The organism is Pectobacterium parmentieri (assembly GCF_001742145.1).
GTDB lineage: Bacteria > Pseudomonadota > Gammaproteobacteria > Enterobacterales > Enterobacteriaceae > Pectobacterium > Pectobacterium parmentieri.
In genome coordinates, this window is the sequence record NZ_CP015749.1 from 4,119,925 (window position 1) to 4,140,486 (window position 20,562).

20 protein-coding genes are annotated in these 20,562 nt (G+C 52.4%); 3 read left to right on the top strand and 17 right to left on the bottom strand.

What is annotated here, in order from left to right; translation table 11 throughout:
- Positions 1 to 141: 141 nt before the first annotated feature.
- From A8F97_RS18670 to A8F97_RS18690, 5 genes are read right to left on the bottom strand one after another with little or no spacing between them, the layout of a single operon-like run.
- Entirely contained in the window at positions 142 to 1,668 is a 1,527-nt protein-coding gene (locus A8F97_RS18670; protein ID WP_033072520.1) for an HAL/PAL/TAL family ammonia-lyase, read from the bottom strand.
- A 47-nt stretch (positions 1,669 to 1,715) separates the two neighbouring features.
- On the bottom strand, positions 1,716 to 2,597 hold the full coding sequence (locus A8F97_RS18675) for an ABC transporter substrate-binding protein (protein ID WP_033072407.1): 882 nt from the start codon (positions 2,595 to 2,597) through the stop codon (positions 1,716 to 1,718).
- Between the two features lie 33 nt (positions 2,598 to 2,630).
- Positions 2,631 to 3,311, bottom strand: coding sequence for an ABC transporter permease (locus A8F97_RS18680; RefSeq protein WP_015731571.1), 681 nt, complete (start codon positions 3,309 to 3,311; stop codon positions 2,631 to 2,633).
- A 3-nt stretch (positions 3,312 to 3,314) separates the two neighbouring features.
- The gene (locus tag A8F97_RS18685; RefSeq protein ID WP_025920135.1) at positions 3,315 to 3,959 is read right to left on the bottom strand and encodes an ABC transporter permease; all 645 of its coding nucleotides are present in this window, start codon (positions 3,957 to 3,959) and stop codon (positions 3,315 to 3,317) included.
- Positions 3,956 to 5,050 (bottom strand): ABC transporter ATP-binding protein, encoded by a 1,095-nt coding sequence (locus tag A8F97_RS18690; protein ID WP_033072408.1) that lies wholly within the window; start codon positions 5,048 to 5,050, stop codon positions 3,956 to 3,958. Before A8F97_RS18690 ends, A8F97_RS18685 begins: the two co-directional genes overlap by 4 nt.
- A gap of 482 nt (positions 5,051 to 5,532) precedes the next feature.
- On the opposite strand from A8F97_RS18690, the gene hutU reads away from it, so the two are divergent.
- The 3 genes from hutU (at position 5,533) to hutG (ending at position 9,305) form a co-directional block, all read left to right on the top strand.
- Entirely contained in the window at positions 5,533 to 7,209 is a 1,677-nt protein-coding gene (gene hutU / locus A8F97_RS18695) for a urocanate hydratase (RefSeq protein WP_033072409.1), read from the top strand.
- Positions 7,210 to 7,300: 91 nt separating this feature from the next.
- Positions 7,301 to 8,509 carry an imidazolonepropionase gene (hutI, locus tag A8F97_RS18700; protein WP_025920134.1) on the top strand — a complete coding sequence of 403 codons (1,209 nt, stop codon included), beginning with the start codon at positions 7,301 to 7,303 and terminating at the stop codon, positions 8,507 to 8,509.
- On the top strand, positions 8,502 to 9,305 hold the full coding sequence (gene hutG / locus A8F97_RS18705; protein WP_015731568.1) for an N-formylglutamate deformylase: 804 nt from the start codon (positions 8,502 to 8,504) through the stop codon (positions 9,303 to 9,305). The genes hutI and hutG overlap by 8 nt, the downstream gene beginning before the upstream one ends.
- Before the next feature lie 253 nt (positions 9,306 to 9,558).
- Here hutG and A8F97_RS18710 read toward each other — a convergent pair whose 3' ends face one another.
- The 12 genes from A8F97_RS18710 to mioC all read right to left on the bottom strand — a co-directional run bounded on the left by A8F97_RS18710 (position 9,559) and on the right by mioC (position 20,526).
- On the bottom strand, positions 9,559 to 9,978 hold the full coding sequence (locus tag A8F97_RS18710) for a F0F1 ATP synthase subunit epsilon (RefSeq protein ID WP_005976558.1): 420 nt from the start codon (positions 9,976 to 9,978) through the stop codon (positions 9,559 to 9,561).
- Between the two features lie 19 nt (positions 9,979 to 9,997).
- On the bottom strand, positions 9,998 to 11,380 hold the full coding sequence (gene atpD, locus A8F97_RS18715; protein ID WP_005976556.1) for a F0F1 ATP synthase subunit beta: 1,383 nt from the start codon (positions 11,378 to 11,380) through the stop codon (positions 9,998 to 10,000).
- A gap of 47 nt (positions 11,381 to 11,427) precedes the next feature.
- Positions 11,428 to 12,291, bottom strand: a complete 864-nt coding sequence (gene atpG / locus A8F97_RS18720; protein ID WP_005976554.1) for a F0F1 ATP synthase subunit gamma — start codon at positions 12,289 to 12,291, stop codon at positions 11,428 to 11,430.
- A gap of 52 nt (positions 12,292 to 12,343) precedes the next feature.
- Entirely contained in the window at positions 12,344 to 13,885 is a 1,542-nt protein-coding gene (gene atpA / locus A8F97_RS18725; protein ID WP_005976551.1) for a F0F1 ATP synthase subunit alpha, read from the bottom strand.
- Positions 13,886 to 13,897: 12 nt separating this feature from the next.
- Positions 13,898 to 14,431 carry a F0F1 ATP synthase subunit delta gene (atpH, locus tag A8F97_RS18730; protein WP_014702127.1) on the bottom strand — a complete coding sequence of 178 codons (534 nt, stop codon included), beginning with the start codon at positions 14,429 to 14,431 and terminating at the stop codon, positions 13,898 to 13,900.
- A 14-nt stretch (positions 14,432 to 14,445) separates the two neighbouring features.
- Positions 14,446 to 14,916, bottom strand: coding sequence for a F0F1 ATP synthase subunit B (atpF, locus tag A8F97_RS18735; protein ID WP_005976547.1), 471 nt, complete (start codon positions 14,914 to 14,916; stop codon positions 14,446 to 14,448).
- A 63-nt stretch (positions 14,917 to 14,979) separates the two neighbouring features.
- The gene (gene atpE, locus A8F97_RS18740; protein WP_005976545.1) at positions 14,980 to 15,219 is read right to left on the bottom strand and encodes a F0F1 ATP synthase subunit C; all 240 of its coding nucleotides are present in this window, start codon (positions 15,217 to 15,219) and stop codon (positions 14,980 to 14,982) included.
- 49 nt (positions 15,220 to 15,268) lie between these two features.
- On the bottom strand, positions 15,269 to 16,069 hold the full coding sequence (gene atpB, locus A8F97_RS18745; protein WP_014702126.1) for a F0F1 ATP synthase subunit A: 801 nt from the start codon (positions 16,067 to 16,069) through the stop codon (positions 15,269 to 15,271).
- A 22-nt stretch (positions 16,070 to 16,091) separates the two neighbouring features.
- Positions 16,092 to 16,475, bottom strand: a complete 384-nt coding sequence (atpI, locus tag A8F97_RS18750) for a F0F1 ATP synthase subunit I (RefSeq protein WP_005976539.1) — start codon at positions 16,473 to 16,475, stop codon at positions 16,092 to 16,094.
- A 623-nt stretch (positions 16,476 to 17,098) separates the two neighbouring features.
- Positions 17,099 to 17,719 (bottom strand): 16S rRNA (guanine(527)-N(7))-methyltransferase RsmG, encoded by a 621-nt coding sequence (rsmG, locus tag A8F97_RS18755; RefSeq protein ID WP_014702125.1) that lies wholly within the window; start codon positions 17,717 to 17,719, stop codon positions 17,099 to 17,101.
- 82 nt (positions 17,720 to 17,801) lie between these two features.
- Positions 17,802 to 19,691, bottom strand: a complete 1,890-nt coding sequence (gene mnmG / locus A8F97_RS18760) for a tRNA uridine-5-carboxymethylaminomethyl(34) synthesis enzyme MnmG (protein WP_014702124.1) — start codon at positions 19,689 to 19,691, stop codon at positions 17,802 to 17,804.
- Between the two features lie 391 nt (positions 19,692 to 20,082).
- Positions 20,083 to 20,526 (bottom strand): FMN-binding protein MioC, encoded by a 444-nt coding sequence (gene mioC, locus A8F97_RS18765; RefSeq protein ID WP_014702123.1) that lies wholly within the window; start codon positions 20,524 to 20,526, stop codon positions 20,083 to 20,085.
- Between the last annotated feature and the right edge of the window lie 36 nt (positions 20,527 to 20,562).

A 20,562-nucleotide genomic window follows, 5' to 3' on the forward strand; every position in this document is an offset into this window, starting at 1 on the left:
AAGCCGCCCCACACTGAGCGGCATCTCGTAGCTGGACAGCCGTGCGACGCTTAGTGCCTACGTTTCCGGTTCATCAGGCTGAACTCGTTGGCTAATCAGTTCCGCGAGATGCGTCTCCTCACCGTTGATACGCTGGTGGCTTTACCCATCGGCCCCCTCCTTAATCAGTAACGCGAGTTGGCGGCTCAGCTCACAACCAGAAATCAAATCCCGGACGGCATGCATATCTGTGTACAGCGGCGTGTCGGTTTCACGAAACGCCACGTGCTGGCGCACCATCGAAAGCGTCAGTTCCGTGCCAACCGAGGCCCGCAGCGGGCGGTGAAATTCAATCGCTTGACAGGCGCACAGCAGCTCAATAGCCACGATATCCACCGCGTTCGCCACTGCCTGCATCGCTTTTCGCGCCGAGGAAACGCCCATGCTGATATGATCTTCCTGCCCGGCACAGGTAGACACCGTGTGTACGCTGGCGGGTGCCGCCAGACTGCGGTTATTCCCGGCGAGCGCAGCGGCAACATATGGCGGGATCATCATCCCGGAATTAGCGCCACTTTTACCGACCAGAAACGCCGGTAAGCCGCTGAGATACACGTTAGTAATGCGGTCTGAACGTGCCTGCGAAGCAGTACTAAGCTGTGCGATAGCCACCGCCAGCGCATCGAGTGCCAGCGCCAGCGGTGCACCGTGACCGTTACCGCCAGGCAAAATCACCAGCGCATCGTCTTCAATTAAAAACACGGGGTTATCGGTTACCGAATTGAGTTCGGTGGTGACGATATGACGGCAATGTGCCAGTTGATCGCGCACCGCTCCATGGATTTGCGGGATGCAACGCAGGCTGAGCGCGTCCTGCACCCGATGGTCGCGGTAGTGCTGAAGGATCTCACTGCCATGCAGTAAACGGCGCAAAATCTGCGCCGTTTCTTGTTGTCCGTCATGGGGACGCAGAGCGTGCAGACGCGCGTCATAGCCGCGGGTGTTGCCTTTCAACGCTTCGAGACACATGCCGCCGGCCATATCGGCAACAGGCAGCAACTGCTCGAAATCCCGCACAGCCAGACAGGCCAGCGCGGTGATTTCGTAAGTGCCGCTGATCAGCGCGTGCCCTTCGCGCGGACCGGGAATGCGTGGCGGAATGCCCGCCTTTGCCAGCGCCTCAGCAGAGGGTAATAACTCGCCCTGATACCAGCACTGCCCTTCACCAAACAGCGATAAACCGATGTGCGCGGTGGCTATCAGATACCCTACAGAACCATTGGCAGGTGACCACGGCGTCACCTGCCGGTTCAGCATCAGACATATCCGCTGTGCCAGCCCGGAACTGACGCCGCTGTAGCCCTGTAATAGCGATTTCAGCATTACCGCCATCATGGCCCGTACTTCCCGCACCGACAGATCGGCACCCATGCCGCAGGCGTGGCTGCGCAACATGTTGAGCTGTACGCTGGCAATTTGATCCGCAGAGAGACGCTCGGTCACCAGGTCTCCCACGCCGGTCGTCAGGCCATAAATCACCTTCCCATCAGCAATGGCGTTGTGAATGTAACCGCTGACCTTATCCATCTGCATCAGCGCATCATCAGCCAGAACAACCGGCGCACCATCGGCAATTCGCACCAGTTCATCAATGGTAGTGGCATGAGTGCCTAGGGCTACCGCATTCATTTGCGGCGTGGAAGAACGGGTCGTTGTCGTCATATCACTATCGTTCCTTACTTGCTTAGTTGGTGTTTAACCAGCCACTGGTGCGCCACATCATCAATGCTGGCAAATTCAGCAAGCTGTTCGTTCATGGCAATCAGGTCTTCGGTGGTCAGTTGCGCGGAGATTTTATTCAGCGTGCTTTCAATGGTTGGATTCAGCGTGCTGCTGGCGACAATCGGCACAATGTTCTGTGCGGCAAACAGGTGTTTCGGATCTTCCAGCGCAACCAAGTGATCTTTTTTGATTTCCGGAGTGGTGGAGGTCAGGTCAGCTACCTGAATCTGGTTGTTTTTCAGCGCGGTAAGCGTCAGCGGGCCAGCAACATCCAGCACTTTGAAGGTTTTAAAATTCAGACCGTAGACGTCACGCAGACCGGGAACACCTTCATGGCGAGTTTTCCACTCAGCCGGGCCACCAAGCACTAGCTGCCCGGCGACGGGTTTCAGGTCATCGATAGTTTTCAGTTTGTATTTGTCGGCCGTTTTCTTCGTTACCACCAGCACATCGCTGTTCTGCGCCCTTGAAGTGTTCAGCATTTTTACTTTTTCTGGCAGATTAGTGGCAAGTGCTTTCGCCACATCTTCCGAGCTGTGCGCTTCGCTTTTCGCATCCAGATAACTCAGCAATGCGCCGCTGTACTCCGGGATCACGGTGATCGAACCGTCCAGCAATGCCGGAATATAGACTTCACGGCTGCCAATATTGAGTTTTTTCTCGACAGGAATGTTTTGCGCTTCCAGCGCCCCGGCGTAGATCGTCGCCAATAACTGATTTTCCGGAAAATCCGCTGAACCAATAATCACTTTCTGGCCGGCATCAGCAGCCCAGACAGAAGAAGCGACAGACAACAGTGCGGCACTGAACAACGTGAAATAGCGTTTCTTAATCATCTTATTAACCTTCTGTAATTAAAGGACTAAACATCACTGATTTTTGGTTTTCCGGGTGATGCCCGGTGAAACCACGACTTTCCCTGAAAACGAAAAAAAGAGATCAATGACCAATGCCAGCAGCGCGACAAGGAGAGCCCCGGCCGTCATCTGCGCAAAGTCATTGGCAGCGCGTCCGTCGATAATCAACCGTCCCAGACCGCCGAGTGAAACGTATGCCGCGATGGTCGCGGTGGAGACAATCTGCAATGCCGCGCTGCGGATCCCAGAGAGGATTAGCGGCATCGCGCAAGGCAACTCGACTTGCCACAGCACCTGAAGCGGCGTCAGGCCAATCCCATTTGCCGCGTCATGCACGCTGGGATCAACAGAGCGGATACCCGCGTGCACGCCCAGCGCCACTGGCGGCAACGCCAGCACCACCAGCACGATGATGCAGGGCAGTACAAACGCCATATCCGATTCGAAATAGCCCGCCAGCAGGATCACCAGCAAAATAATCAGGCCAAATGAAGGCAGCGATCGCAGGGCGTTGGTGGTGCCAATCAGTAGCGCCTCCCCTTTCCCGGTATGCCCGGTGTAGCAGCCAACCGGGAAGGCAATGGCGACAGCAATCGCCAGCGCCACCGCGCTGTAACCGATATGCTGCAACAACAGCGGTACAATGCCGTCATCGCCATACCAGTGGCTGAGATCGAAAAACCATTCAGTCATCAGTTATCCCCTTTGCGGTTGCCAGCGGCTTAAAGAACGGGTTATCGCCACCACCAGGCAATCCAGAATGAAGGCCAGCGCGATGCACAGCACAATCGCGGCGATAATCGGAGTGAGGAACTGGAGCTGAAACCCCTGAGTAAACAGCGAACCCAACTGCGGTGCGCCAATCAGCGCGGCTACAGACACAATACTGACGTTAGAGACCACCGCCACACGCAGCCCGGAACCGATCACCGGCACAGCAAGTGGTAGATCAATCTGCCAAAATTGCTGTAGTGGTTTGAACCCCAGCGCAAAAGCAGACTGCCGGGTATCTTCAGCGACGGAATCCAGCCCGTCGCACACGGTTCTCACCAGCAGCGCAAAGCTGTAAATGGTCAACGCCACAACCACGTTGATCGGATCAAGAATTTGCGTATTCAGCAGCGGCGGCAGCAGTACGAACAGCGCCAGCGAAGGAATGGTGTACAACAGGCCGAAAAGGTTAAGGATCACCCCTTTCACTTTCGGCATGCTGTTAACCGCCCAGCCCACCGGGATAGCCAGCAGCAAACCTATCAGGATCGGCGTAATCGACAAATAGCAGTGCCAGAGCAGCAGGTTGAGGATCCTGTCGCTTTGCCCCCACAGCCAGTCAAACCTCATAGCGCCTCCTGTGTCAGGGATTTACAGGCATCCAGCACATGCTCCAGTGCCAGCGATCCCTGCGGGACAAGCTGTTCATCAACGACCACGGCGCGATGGCAAGGGGAGCTGAGCGCCGAATCCAGCAACTGGCGCAACGTGCCGCCCTGCGGAGAAAAAGTCGCGCCGAGATTCACGTTTTCTGGCGTAATCACCGTCGCCTGCTGATACGTGTCAAACCAGCCGCAAGCTTTACCCTGCTGCGTGACCAGCAGCCAGCGTTGCGCGTTGATACCACGCGACTCAAGCGTTGCGCCCATTTCAATGGTGGATTCAGCCTGCAACGCCGCCAGCGGCGCGGAGGTGTGGAAACTGAGTTTGCGATAACCGCGATCGCGGCCAATGAAGTCGGCAACAAATTCACTTTGCGGCGCATTCAGCAATTCGCCCGGCGTAGCCAGTTGCGCCAGTTTGCCGCCGGGTTTCAGCACCGCAACGCAATCACCTAGCTTCATCGCTTCATCGATATCGTGCGTGACCATAATGATGGTCTTACTGACCTCTTTCTGAATGCGCAGAAACTCTTCCTGCAACTGTTCACGTACAACGGGATCGACCGCGCTGAAGGGTTCGTCCATCAGCATAAATTCCGGATCAGCGGCCAGCGCACGCGCCACGCCGACGCGCTGCTGTTGCCCACCGGAAAGCTGCCACGGGTAGCGTTTCGCCAGTTGCGGCGCCAGACCAACCACCGCCAGTAATTCCGCCGCTCTGGCTCTGGCTTTGCTTTTCGTCGCGCCGTTAAGGATAGCGGTGGTGGCGATGTTATCGATGATGGTTTTATGCGGGAACAACCCGGCATTCTGGATCACGTACCCAATGCGCCGACGCAACTGCACAACATCCATTTGTGCGGTGGATTCCCCATTGAGCAAAATCGTGCCGGAAGAGGGTTCGATCAATCGGTTGATCATGCGTAATGAGGTGGTTTTTCCGCAGCCAGACGGCCCTACCAGCACGGTAATTTTGCCTCCCGGCGCGACAAGGTTCAGGCCATCGACCACGACGGTGCCGTCGTCGTAATGCTTGGTCACATTGTTGAAAGTAATCATCGTTACGCCTCATGGTCATCATTTACCGTCCCGTTGTGACGGCAATGCAAAATGCTTTATGTATATCCTTGTATGTACAACCTGCAAACCATGTGCCATAACGTAATCGCAACATTTACTGTTAAAATAAAAACCATTAAAAACAATATAATAATAATATACAGTTAATGAAACCTGCACAAATTAGCGGATTAACGCCTGTTTATCGCTCTGCCTGCTCCCCAGAAACACGCGCATAAATGCACTTAAAATGATCATTTTTTACCAAAAAGCACAATAATGGTGCAATAAATCGCGCTAAAACCATCACCCTCTACGCAAACAAAAAATCAAAAAAAAATAACATTATGTTTTAAATGAAAAATTAATCATTTTTCCAAAGTGGCACTATATGTGCTTATCATGTATATACAAGATGTATAAAACAGCATCGTAACGTCAGTGAACATTTATTCCGCCATCAAACAGAGAAGGTAAACCGCATGAGTAGTGAATTTTCCCGTTATCGTGATGTTGAAATCAGGGCGCCGCGCGGCAACACATTGAATGCTAAAAGCTGGTTGACCGAAGCGCCGCTGCGTATGCTGATGAACAACCTTGATCCCGAAGTCGCGGAAAACCCGAAAGAACTGGTGGTTTACGGGGGAATAGGACGGGCAGCGCGTAACTGGGAGTGCTTTGACAAAATGGTCGAGGTGCTGAAACAGCTTAATGATGATGAAACGCTGCTGGTGCAATCCGGCAAACCGGTCGGCGTATTTAAAACCCACAGTAACGCGCCGCGCGTCCTGATCGCCAACTCCAACCTGGTCCCCCACTGGGCCAACTGGGAACACTTCAACGAACTTGATGCCAAAGGGCTGGCGATGTACGGCCAGATGACCGCCGGATCCTGGATCTACATCGGCAGCCAAGGCATCGTTCAGGGCACCTACGAAACTTTTGTTGAAGCGGGGCGCCAGCACTATAACGGCAGCCTGCACGGACGCTGGGTGCTGACCGCAGGCCTAGGGGGAATGGGCGGCGCTCAACCGCTGGCCGCAACCCTGGCGGGGGCATCTTCGCTGAATATTGAATGCCAGCAGTCGCGTATCGACTTCCGTCTACGTACCCACTACGTCGATGAGCAGGCCAGCGATCTGGATGACGCACTGGCCCGAATCGCCCGCTATACCGCGGAAGGGAAAGCGGTATCCATTGCTCTGCACGGAAACGCGGCGGAAATTTTACCGGAACTGGTAAAACGCGGCGTGCGTCCGGATATGGTAACCGACCAGACCAGTGCCCACGATCCGCTCAACGGTTACCTGCCGCAGGGTATGAGCTGGGAAGAGTACCGCGCCCGCGCGCAGTCCCACCCGGCGGAGACGATCAACGCGGCGAAAGCCTCAATGGCAGAGCATGTTAAAGCTATGCTCGCCTTCCAGCAGCAGGACATTCCTACCTTCGATTACGGCAATAATATCCGCCAGATGGCGAAAGAGATGGGGGTGGAAAACGCTTTTGATTTCCCTGGTTTTGTTCCGGCCTATATTCGCCCGCTGTTCTGCCGAGGCATTGGCCCGTTCCGCTGGGCGGCGCTTTCCGGCGATCCGGAAGATATCTATCGCACCGACGCAAAAGTCAAAGAACTGATCCCCGATGACGAACACCTGCACCACTGGCTGGATATGGCCAGAGAACGCATCAGCTTCCAGGGGCTGCCGGCTCGTATCTGCTGGGTGGGGTTGGGGCAGCGCGCCCGCCTGGGTCTGGCGTTTAACGAAATGGTTCGCAGCGGCGAACTGTCAGCGCCGGTGGTGATCGGCCGCGATCACCTTGATTCCGGCTCCGTTGCCAGCCCTAACCGTGAAACCGAAGCGATGCAGGACGGCTCCGACGCGGTATCCGACTGGCCGCTGCTAAACGCGCTGCTGAATACCGCCAGCGGGGCAACTTGGGTTTCCCTGCACCACGGCGGCGGCGTAGGGATGGGCTTCTCCCAACACTCCGGCGTGGTCATCGTCTGCGACGGCAGCGATGAAGCGGCGGAACGCATCGCCCGGGTGCTGAGCAACGACCCGGCCACCGGCGTGATGCGCCATGCGGATGCGGGTTACGACATTGCGATTGAATGCGCCAGGGCACAGGGGCTCAACCTGCCAATGATTACGGATTAACTTCTCCGGCGAAGGAGGGGCTATATCCTGCGAAAAATTCAGTCCGCCACAGAGGCGGCTGACACTGCGATCAGCCGTTAAGGAGAACACTATGTATACCCTTTGGCACCATTGCCGGATCGCTACTATGTCCGGTGGACATTATCAGTTGCTTGATGATGGTGCGATGCTGACCCACGGCTCAGCACTGTTGTGGGTTGGTATGCGGGAGGAACTGCCGGACTTGCCCGTCGCGAAGCGGGTGGATCTACTGGGCCGGGTAGTGACGCCGGGGCTGGTGGATTGCCACAGCCATGCGGTGTTTGGCGGCGATCGGGCCCGGGAGTTTGAAATGCGCCTCAATGGGGCGAGCTATGCGGAGATAGCAGCCGCCGGCGGGGGGATCGCCAGTACGGTCAATGCCACGCGGCAGGCCAGCGAAAACCAACTACTGGAGAGAGCCAAGCTGCGTATCGAGGCGATGTGCCGGGACGGCGTGACGGCGCTGGAAATCAAATCCGGCTACGGCCTGGACCTGGCTAACGAACGAAAAATGCTGCGGGTAATCCGCCGGTTAGGCGACGCCTTGCCGCTTACCGTGCGCAGTACCTGCCTGGCTGCCCATGCGGTGCCCGTCGAGTATCAGGATCGAGCGGATGCCTGGATTGACTACATTTGTGAACGACTTCTGCCGGAACTTCATCAGGAAGGATTGGTGGATGCGGTGGATGCGTTCTGCGAGCACCTGGCTTTTTCGCCCTCTCAGGTGAAGAGGGTATTCCAGACTGCCCAGCGACTGGGGCTGCCGGTGAAGATCCACGCCGAGCAGTTGTCGCTACAGCATGGGGCTGCGTTGGCCGCTCGCTATCATGCACTGTCGGCGGATCATCTCGAATATTTGTGCGAAGAAGATATCAACGTGATGGCGCGCCAGGGCACGGTGGCGGTTCTGTTGCCCGGCGCGTATTACTTCCTGCGTGAAAAACAGCTACCGCCACTGGAGCTGCTGCGCCAGTACAGAGTACCGATAGCCCTTGCCAGCGATTTAAATCCCGGAACTTCACCGGTGTTGTCCCTGCGACTGATGATGAACATGGCCTGTACGCTGTTTCACATGACGCCGGAAGAGGCACTGGCCGGGGTGACGATTAACGGCGCAAAAGCGCTGGGGCTGGATCAGATCTGCGGCTCTCTGGAAGCCGGAAAAGAAGCCAATTTTGTGGCATGGGACATCGCTCATCCGGCGGAGCTAAGCTACTGGCTGGGGGGCTCCCTTGCCAAACAGGTAATTTATCAAGGTAAGGAGGTTTATCGTGATTAAGGCGTTTGATTTCCGGCAAGGGAACCTGCCGCTGCTGGTCAGTATGCCCCATCCGGGAACGTTATTAACCCCGGAAGTTGCCCACGGCCTCACGCCGAGAGCACAGCGTCTGGAAGATACCGACTGGCATATTCCCTTGCTCTATCAGACCATCGCGGACATGGGAGCCAGCACGCTGTGCGCCCGTTATTCCCGCTATGTGGTGGATATTAACCGTCCCGCGGACGATAAACCGCTCTACAGTACGGCGACTACCGGACTGTTTACCGATATCTTTTTTGACGGTGAAGCCCTGTTCGTACCGGGCGGTGCGCCGGACGCTGCGGCGAAGGCCGCGATTCTTGAAAACATCTGGCAGCCCTACCACCAGGCTCTGGCCAACGAACTGGCTCGTCTGCGCGAGAAATTCGGCTATGCGCTGCTATGGGATGCTCACTCGATTAAATCCGTGGTGCCGCGCCTGTTCGAAGGACGCTTGCCGGATCTGAACTTCGGCACGGCGGACGGTGCCAGTTGCTCGCCGCAACTCAGCGAGGCACTGCTGGAAAGCTGCGAGGCGTTCCCGCACTACAGCCGGATACTTAACGGTCGCTTTAAAGGTGGGTATATCACCCGCCACCATGGCGACCCCGCGAACCATATTCATGCGGTACAGTTGGAAATGGCCCAGTGCTGCTATATGGATGAAGATAACTTTGCCTATATTCCGGAGAAGGGGCGGCAGGTGCAACAGCTTCTGGAACAGTTGATTATTATCGTGTTGCAGTGGGGACGGAAGAAATATGGTGTGTCCTAAATCTGACTGAGCAACTTTTCCCGATCAACGGGACGCTCGCGAAGAAGCGTCACTGAATCAGCTTGCGCCGCTATCTTCGATTCCATTGAAATCTTCTACAACCGGGTCCGGCGCCACAGCCACCTCGGTGGCGTCAGCCCGGAGGCAATCTTCCTGAGAGTGGTGAAAGAAAGACCTTATAAATATTAAAAAGCTGAGAAAAAAGGCCAGTCAGTTAAAACTGACTGGCCTTCAATTATTTCAAGCTTACCGGTTACATCGCTTTTCTGGTCAGCTCGATAACGCGCAGCTTCGCAATCGCTTTAGTCAGCTCCGCGGAAGCCTGAGCATAATCCACATCGCCATGCGAATTGCGGATATGGTCTTCAGCTTTGCGTTTCGCTTCCAACGCACGGGCTTCATCCAAATCCTGTCCACGAATAGCGGTATCGGACAGTACGGTAACCATATTCGGCTGCACCTCAAGGACGCCACCAGAAAGGTAGATATACTCTTCTTCACCGTGCTGCTTAACGATACGGATCATACCCGGTTTAATGGCAGTGAGCAGAGGGGCATGTCCCGGATAAATACCCAGTTCGCCTTCGCTCCCCGTTACCTGGATCTTCTGCACCAGACCGGAGAACATTTGCTGCTCCGCACTCACAACATCCAGGTGGTAAGTCATAGCCATGTCACCCTCCTACAAGGCGTTACAGTTTCTTGGCTTTTTCCACGACTTCGTCGATGGAACCAACCATGTAGAACGCCTGCTCTGGCAGGTGGTCGTACTCGCCTTCCATAATCCCTTTAAAGCCACGAATGGTGTCTTTCAAGGAAACGTATTTGCCCGGAGAACCGGTAAATACTTCCGCTACGAAGAACGGCTGAGACAGGAAGCGCTGAATCTTACGCGCGCGGGATACCACGAGCTTGTCTTCTTCAGACAGTTCGTCCATACCCAGAATCGCGATGATGTCTTTCAGTTCCTGATAACGTTGCAGAATAGACTGCACGCCACGGGCAACATCATAGTGTTCCTGACCAACAACCAACGGATCCAACTGACGGCTGGTGGAATCCAGCGGGTCAACGGCCGGGTAGATACCCAGAGAAGCGATCTGACGGCTCAGTACCACGGTTGCATCCAAGTGAGCAAAGGTGGTGGCTGGTGACGGGTCAGTCAAGTCATCCGCAGGAACGTAAACGGCCTGAACGGAGGTGATAGAACCGGTTTTGGTTGAGGTGATACGTTCTTGCAGAACGCCCATCTCTTCCGCCAGCGTTGGCTGATAACCTACCGCAGAAGGCATACGGCCCAGCAGTGCAGATACTTCCGTACCAGCCAGGGTATAACGGTAGATGTTATCGACGAACAGCAGTACGTCACGGCCTTCATCACGGAATTTTTCCGCCATGGTCAGACCGGTCAATGCTACGCGCAGACGGTTACCTGGTGGCTCGTTCATCTGGCCATAAACCAGTGATACTTTATCGATTACGTTGGAGTCGGTCATTTCGTGGTAGAAGTCGTTACCTTCACGGGTACGCTCACCAACACCTGCAAACACGGAGTAACCGGAGTGCTCGATCGCGATGTTACGGATCAGCTCCATCATGTTTACGGTTTTACCTACACCCGCACCACCGAACAGACCTACTTTACCGCCCTTGGCAAACGGACACATCAGGTCGATAACCTTGATGCCGGTTTCCAGCAGTTCCTGTGAGTTTGACAGCTCTTCATAGCTCGGAGCGGCGCGGTGAATAGCCCAACGCTCTTCTTCGCCAATGTCGCCTTTCATGTCGATGGGATCACCCAACACGTTCATGATACGACCCAGCGTTGCTTTACCTACCGGCACTTCGATCGGGTGGTCCAGGTTATTCACGTTCAACCCGCGACGCAGGCCGTCAGAAGAACCCATTGCGATACAACGAACGATACCGCCGCCCAACTGCTGCTGCACTTCCAGCACCAGTTTCTCAGCGCCGTTCTCTACCTCAAGCGCATCGTACACCTTCGGTACGGCATCTTGCGGGAACTCGACGTCCACCACGGCGCCGATTACCTGGATAATCTTTCCAGTAGCCATCTTGAATCCTCTACGTAATTCGACAATACGTAATTCGTAAACCTGCTTTAAACCGCGGAGGCTCCCCCGACGATTTCGGTGAGTTCCTGGGTAATGCTGGCCTGACGAGCCTTGTTGTATACCAACTGCAGCTCTTTGATCAGGCTACCGCCGTTATCAGTCGCGGCTTTCATCGCAACCATTCGCGCGGCCTGCTCACTAGCCAGATTTTCTACGACGCCCTGATAAACCTGAGATTCTACATAACGGCGCAGCAGGGTATCCAGCAGCGACTTAGGATCGGGTTCATACAGGTAATCCCAGGCTTTCTTCTTCAACTCACCGTCATCCGAAGGCGGTAACGGTAACACTTGAACAACAAGCGGTTCCTGAGACATGGTATTAATAAACTTGTTGCTTACGATATACAGCTTGTCCAGACGACCTTCGTCGTAGGCTTGCAGCATAACTTTAACCGGGCCGATCAGTTCTGATACAGAAGGGTTATCCCCCATACCGGTAACCTGAGCAACAATGTTTCCGCCTACCGAACCGAAGAAAGAAACCGCTTTGGAACCAATCAGCGCTAAATCAGTTTCAACGCCTTTGTCGCTCCAGGATTTCATATCAGCCAGCAGTTTTTTGAACAGGTTAATGTTCAAACCACCACACAGGCCACGGTCAGTAGACACCACCAAATACCCAACACGCTTAACGTCACGTTCTTCCAGGTACGGGTGTTTATATTCCAGATTTCCTAACGCAAGGTGACCAATCACATTGCGTATGGTTTCCGCATAAGGACGGCTGGCCGCCATACGATCCTGCGATTTACGCATTTTGGAAGCGGCGACCATTTCCATTGCTTTGGTGATCTTCTGCGTATTTTGGACGCTTGCGATCTTACTACGTATCTCTTTTGCGCCGGCCATCTTTGCTTCTCCTCAAAGCCTTGCGGCCTGCTTTACAGCAGGCCACCGGGCGTTACCAGGACTGGGTTGCCTTAAAAGTATCGAGGATGCCTTTAAACTTGCCCTCGATCTCATCGTTATAAGCGCCAGTCTGGTCGATTTGTTGCAGAAGTTCGCCATGCTCACGGTCAGCGTAAGCCAACAGTGCCGCTTCAAAGCTACCGACTTTCGACAGCTCAACATCTTCCAGATAACCACGTTCCGCCGCAAACAGAACCAGAGACTGCTGTGCGACAGACATCGGCGCATACTGTTTCTGTTTCAACAGCTCGGTCACTTTCTGACCGTGGCTCAACTGCTTACGGGTTGCATCATCAAGATCGGAAGCGAACTGAGAGAACGCAGCCAGCTCACGGTACTGTGCCAGTGCGGTACGAATACCACCGGACAGTTTTTTCATGATTTTGGTCTGTGCTGCACCACCCACACGGGATACGGAGATCCCTGGGTTAACCGCAGGACGAATACCGGCGTTAAACAGGTTAGATTCCAAGAAGATCTGACCATCGGTAATCGAGATTACGTTGGTCGGAACGAACGCAGAAACGTCACCCGCTTGCGTTTCGATGATCGGCAGAGCCGTCAACGAACCGGTTTTCCCTTTCACTTCACCCTTGGTGAATGCTTCAACGTAATCGGCGTTAACGCGCGATGCACGCTCCAGCAAACGGGAGTGGAGGTAGAAAACGTCACCAGGATAAGCTTCACGGCCTGGCGGACGACGGAGCAGCAGAGAAATCTGACGATAAGCAACGGCCTGTTTGGACAGGTCATCATAAATAATCAGTGCATCTTCACCACGGTCGCGGAAATACTCACCCATCGCACAACCGGCATACGGTGCCAGATATTGCAGAGCAGCAGACTCGGACGCAGTAGCGACAACGACAATGGTGTTTTCCAACGCGCCATGCTCTTCCAGTTTACGCACCACGTTAGAAATCGTGGAGGCTTTCTGGCCGATAGCGACGTACACACATTTGATACCGGAATCACGCTGGTTGATGATGGCGTCGATGGCCAGCGCGGTTTTACCCGTCTGACGGTCACCGATAATCAGCTCACGCTGACCACGACCGATTGGAATCATGGCGTCAACGGACTTATAGCCCGTTTGTACTGGCTCATCAACGGACTGACGTTCGATAACGCCAGGCGCAATCGCTTCAACCGCAGAGAAACCGTCATGATCCAATGCGCCTTTACCGTCAATCGGTGCGCCCAGCGTGTTGACCACGCGACCCAACAGGCCACGGCCAACCGGAACTTCAAGAATACGGCCGGTGCATTTTACTTTCATGCCTTCAGCCAGATCCGCATACGGCCCCATGACTACCGCACCAACGGAGTCGCGCTCCAGGTTCAGTGCGATTGCATAACGGTTACCCGGCAGAGAGATCATCTCCCCCTGCATCACGTCTGCCAGACCGTGGACACGGATGATTCCGTCACTGACGGAAACAATAGTACCTTCATTGTGAGCTTCGCTCACCACATTGAACTGAGCAATGCGCTGCTTGATCAGTTCGCTGATTTCGGTGGAATTCAGTTGCATGCTCCAGTCCCCTTAAGACTGCAAGACGTCTGCCAGACGTTCCAGACGACCGCGAATGCTGCCATCTATCACCATATCGCCCGCGCGAATAACCACGCCGGCCATGACAGACTTATCAATTTTGCAATTCAGCTTCACTTTGCGTGACAGACGTTTTTCCATAGCGACAGCGATTTTTGATAGCTGCTGCTCATTCAACGTGTTGGCAGAAATCACATCGACGTCAACCGTCGATTCTAGTGCTGCCCGCAGTTGAATAAATTGTTCCAGCACTTCAGTAAGCACCGGTAAACGTCCGTTCTCGGCCATCACCTTAATCAGGTTCTGACCGGCTTCATCAAGTTGATCACCACAAACGGCAATAAACGTTTTCGACAGCTCAATCGGTGCTACTGCACCAGAAAGCAATTCGGCAATCTGTTCATTGCGCGCTACTTCGGCCGAAAACGCCAGCATGTTCTGCCAGCGATCCAAAGCCTGATTATCAACCGCAAAGTCAAAAGCTGCTTTGGCGTAGGGGCGAGCTACCGTGACAAATTCAGACATCAGCCCCTCCCTCCTTACAGTTCAGCGACCAGTTTATCAACGATGTCGCTGTTAGCAGCTTCATCCACGGAACGTTCAATAATTTTCTCGGCACCGGCAATCGCCAATACGGCAACTTGCTTACGCAACTCTTCACGAGCACGCTTACGTTCGGCTTCGATTTCAGCCTGCGCCTGCGCCACAATCTTGTTACGTTCAGCTTCCGCTTCAACTTTCGCCTCATCCAGGATCTGAGCACGGCGTTTGTTCGCCTGTTCAATGATAACCTGAGCATCCGCTTTGGCTTTTTTCAGTTGATCTGTCGCATTGGCCTGAGCCAAGTTCAAATCTTTTTTGGCACGTTCAGCAGAAGCAAGACCGTCAGCAATTTCTTTTTGACGTTTCTCGATGGCAGCCATCATCGGCGGCCATACAAACTTCATGCAGAACCAGACAAACAGGACGAACGCAATGGCCTGGCCGAGGATTGTTGCATTAATATTCACAGCACAATGCCTCTTTCAAAGTTAAATAAGTTGATGTTTTAACCTCAGCAGAAAACATTCCGCTTAGGCCACCGCAAACATCACATACAGCCCCAGACCAACAGCGATCATTGGGATGGCGTCAACCAGACCCATGACGATAAAGAACTGTGTACGCAGTAAAGGAATCAGGTCAGGCTGACGAGCAGCACCTTCCAAGAATTTACCACCCAGAATGCCGATACCGATCGCAGCACCGATTGCCGCCAAACCCATCATTAACGCGGCAGCCATGTACAGCAGATCCACACTCAGGTTTTCCATGACAGTCTCCAGTTTGTTTCAGTTAAAAACGTTATTTGTTGAAAGAAAATCAATGCTCTTCAGATGCCATCGAGAGATAAACAACCGTCAGAACCATGAAAATAAAAGCCTGAAGCGTAATAATCAAAATGTGGAAAATAGCCCAAGGCACATTTAACAGCCATTGTGACCACCACGGCAACAGACCGGCAATCAGGATGAAGATCAACTCACCCGCATACATATTGCCAAACAGTCGCAAGCCTAAGGAAATAGGTTTGGACAGCAGGCTGACACCTTCAAGAATCAGGTTGATAGGAATAAATACTGGGTGGTTGAACGGTTGCATGGTCAGTTCTTTAACAAAACCACCGAGACCTTTCATTTTGATGCTGTAGAACAACACCAGGATAAACACCCCAAGTGCCATAGACAGCGTGATGTTCACGTCAGCCGTCGGCACTGCGCGCAAATAAGCATGCGCCGGATCGTATCCTAGCAGGCTGTAGACCCCAGCCCAGATTTGTGGCAACAGATCGATAGGCAGCAGATCCATCATGTTCATCAGGAAAACCCAGACGAAAATGGTCAGCGCCAGAGGAGCAATCAGTTTGCTTTTGCCATGGAACATATCGCGCACGGTACCGTCAACGAAACCGATAACCAGTTCGACGGCCGTTTGCAGCTTACCTGGCACACCGCTGGTCGCACGTTTAGCTACGCGGTGGAAGATAACCAGAAAGAGGACCCCAAGAGTGATGGAGAAAAACATCGAATCGACGTTGATCGACCAAAAACCCGTCCCTACCTGCAAATGGTGCAAGTGGTGACCGATATACTCTTGCGGAGTAGAGATTTCTCCAGCAGCCATGATGTCTCTTACCCTTTTGTTGTTAATTACGGTAACGATTAATTACGACTGGTGCCACGATCTGCATAACCAGCACCGATAAATAAGTCAGGCCAAGCGGAAAAAATGCCGCTTTAAACACCCCTAACGCCACCACTAACAGTGCAATGGTGATAAATACCTTAAGCGCCTCGCCAATCGCGAATGACCAGGCCACACGCCCATCAGCAGGCTTGTGTGATTGATGACGCAAGGCAAACAGCACAAACAAGACATTCGGTAACCAAGCTGCCAATCCTCCGCCTAATGCAGAAACGGCAGCGTTGACGCTATTGAGGCTGAAAACAGCACTCAACAAAGCAAAAGTCACTAACTGTAACAACAGCAGCCTTAAGGCTGCTTTTCCGCTGTAAAGGGATACAGGCATGACGTTTGCTCTCTCCGTACCTTTTCAGAGGTATACCGAATGACGTATAAAACTGCCTTTACACCACTGAGTCAAGCAGCAAAAAACGAGCAAATTATACGGGTCACACCTGCGAATTCAATCGATAAGTAGCCAAAAGGTGAACAATTATTTAAATTTCTTTCTGAAGCCCCATTTTTGCTAACAATCCCCCCGCCTCATCTCTGGTGCAATTAATGTCTAAAGGCCTCTAATCTGTGATATGACTCACATAAAGGGATTTACGACCATTTATAACAGAACGGTTTTTTTTTTGTCTTTAGCAAAAAAAGTCATTTATTTAATTTAACTTCAATAACTTACAAATACATTCATTCAAAAAACGCAACAAACAAGCTTTAAACTATCTATTGACATTATTGATATCTTTTTTTTACTCAATTAACACAAAAATAACCAAATTTTGATGCCAATGATTTATTTTCTCTCGTTATTATTCAGTGCGAAAGTAAAAGGGCAGCGCTGAAAAAACGAAGATGTAAAATTTCAGTGATCGCAATGCATTCTGGAATGATGCCACCGATAAACAAGGTGGCAACCTGACACGCAATATTTAGTTATAATTTTTTTGATAAAAAACAAAATTAGTTTGGTTTAAGCACGACTAAATGGCGTTCACCTTCCAGATCAGGGACAGATAAGCGAACGACCTGATCCAATAGGACATCTTGTGGCAAGGATGACAATTCATCCTCTGGAAGTACGCCTTTCAGGGCATAAAACCGTCCTGTTGGTCTGGCGGGAAGATGACCACACCAGCTAATCATGTCTTGCAAAGAGGCAAATGCCCGGCTTATCACGCCATCAAAAGGTGGCTCTGCCGGAAATGCCTCAACGCGACTCTGTACCGGTGTGATGTTCTCAAGCTGCAATTCATGCTGTACCTGACGCAGGAAGCGCACACGCTTACCTAGGCTATCCAGCAAGGTAAAATGCGACTCAGGGCGAACAATCGCTAGCGGGATCCCCGGCAATCCAGGGCCCGTTCCCACATCGATAAAGCGTTGCCCGCTTAAATGTGACTCAACCACGATGCTGTCCATGATGTGGCGGATCAGCATTTGCTGCGGATCGCGCACAGACGTCAGGTTATAAGCTTTGTTCCACTTGTTCAGCATGTCAACATACTGTATCAGAAGATTTTTTTGCTTGTCTGAAATCACAATGCCAGCCGCATTTAGCAGATTATCGAGTGTGTTGTGCACAATAAGATCCCGATGAAAAATATGAAGTTAATAATAAAAATAGCCGGATAACCGGCTATTTAGGGGATACGTTTATCTTAAATCAGGCGCTGCGACGCAGCAGACCCTGTTTTTTAAGCCAGATCAATAGAATTGAGATTGCCGCAGGCGTAATGCCAGATATACGCGAGGCCTGGCCGATAGAAGAGGGTTTGTGATCGTTCAGCTTGGCAATAACCTCGTTGGACAATCCATTCACCTGCTTGTAATCCAGATCGGCAGGTAGAAGCGCATTTTCATTGCGTAACTGTTTCTCAATTTCATCCTGCTGACGAGCAATATACCCTTCATATTTGACTTGGATTTCAACCTGTTCTGCAGCCTGCTCGTCGGCTAACCCAGGGGAAAACAGCGGTAGCGCAGTGAGCTGAAGGTAATCCACTTCTGGGCGACGTAGCAGTTCTTCACCGTTCGCTTCACGCGACAACGGCGTTTTCAGCAACGAATTGATTTGGTCTAACTGCTCAGATTGAGGATGAACGTGAATGTCACGCAAGCGCTGGCGCTCTTTCTCAATATTCTCAAGCTTCTCGTTGAAACGAGCCCAACGCTCATCGTCGACCATTCCTAGTTCGCGACCCATCTCGGTCAAGCGGAGATCGGCGTTATCTTCACGTAGCATCAGGCGATATTCAGCGCGTGATGTAAACATACGGTAGGGTTCTTTTGTACCTAGTGTACAGAGATCGTCAACCAACACGCCGAGATAGGCTTGATCGCGACGCGGTGACCAGCCTTCTTTATCGGCAGCCAACCGAGCCGCATTCAGCCCTGCCAACATCCCCTGTGCCGCCGCTTCTTCATACCCTGTTGTTCCGTTGATTTGCCCAGCGAAGAACAGACCATGAACGTGTTTGTTTTCCAGCGTAGGCTTCAGATCGCGAGGATCGAAGAAATCGTACTCAATGGCATAGCCAGGGCGAACGATACGTGCATTTTCCATCCCTGCCATTGATCGAACGATCTGCCACTGGACGTCAAACGGTAAACTGGTTGAAATCCCGTTGGGATAAATTTCGTTGCTAGTCAGCCCTTCAGGTTCAAGAAAGATCTGATGGGTGTTTCGATCGGCAAAACGCATCACTTTGTCTTCGATCGAGGGGCAGTAGCGCGGGCCGATCCCTTCGATGATCCCGGCATACATCGGGCTACGATCCAGATTATTACGGATCACATCATGCGTTTTCTCATTGGTATGCGTGATGTAACACGGCATTTGCGCTGGATGCTGGCTTGCGTTACCCAGGAATGAAAAAACCGGCATTGGGTTGTCACCGTGCTGCTGTGCCAACACGCTAAAATCGATCGTTCTGGCGTCAATACGTGGTGGAGTACCGGTTTTCAAGCGGTTAACGCGCAGAGGCAGTTCACGCAAGCGGCGTGCAAGAGGAATAGACGGTGGATCGCCTGCTCGTCCGCCGCTGTAGTTATCGAGTCCGATGTGGATCTTGCCGTCAAGGAAAGTACCCACGGTTAGCACCACGGCTTTGGCACGAAATTTTAGTCCCATCTGGGTAACCGCACCAACGACACGATCGTTTTCCACAATCAGATCGTCAACAGCCTGCTGGAAGATCGTCAAGTTTGGCTGATTCTCCAGAGCGGTGCGAACGGCCTGACGATAGAGCACGCGATCCGCTTGTGCGCGAGTGGCTCTGACCGCCGGGCCTTTACTGCTGTTTAGTATCCTAAACTGTATCCCTGCCTGATCGACGGCACGCGCCATCAACCCTCCCATGGCATCGATCTCTTTAACCAGATGGCCTTTTCCAATACCGCCGATCGCCGGATTACAAGACATTTGTCCCAGCGTATCAATATTGTGCGTGAGTAAAAGCGTCTGTTGGCCCATTCGGGCAGAAGCCATAGCCGCTTCTGTTCCGGCATGACCGCCACCGATCACGATGACGTCAAATGGATCTGGATAAAACATGGTACTGCTCCTCGCATTATTGCGAATGATGAGTGGTGAACGATCGTTGTTTGCCCTGGGGTGGAGGATTCTACTCAACTTTGAGCCAAGGACCAAGTCCGTTGGATCCTCGTTAATTAAAGAAAGATCTTTTTATTTAAAGATCTCTTTATTAGATCTCTTATTAGGATCGTCATGTTGTGTGGATAAGTGATTATTCATATTAAAGATCAAGAGAATGCTGATGATCCTTACCTGTGAATGATCGGTGATCCTAGCCAGTATAAGCTGGGATCTTAATGCGGCTTTATGCACAGGACAAAAAACATACTCGGGTTGTTATTGGGATAACTACTGCTTTTACACCTGATTTAAGCATAGTTATCCACATTCAACTGCCGAATATTTCATCTTATTTGAGTAAATTAACCCACGATCCTAGCCATTCTTCTGCTGGATCTTCTGGAATCTGATGCTGGGTGATGTCGATCTCGAGGATTTCACCGATCCGTTTAGCACCTAATTGAACGAGTACACGATCCGCCGTTTGGATCGCGCCACAAAAAGTATCGTACTCTTTACTGCCGATCCCGACTGCACCAAAACTCACCTGAGAAAGATCGGGCTTTTGCTGTTCCAACTGTTCAAATAGTGGTTTCAGGTTGTCAGGGAACTCCCCTGCACCATGCGTAGACGTCACCATCAGCCATATACCGCTTTCAGGTAGTGCATCGAGCATAGGACCGTGGAGAATTTCAGTGGAAAAATCATCCTTTTCCAGCAGTTCAGCCAAATGCTCTGCTACATATTCGGCGCTGCCAAGGGTACTGCCACTGATTAAGGTAATGTCTGCCATAGCGATCCCATCCGATAAAAGACGGGACATTGTACG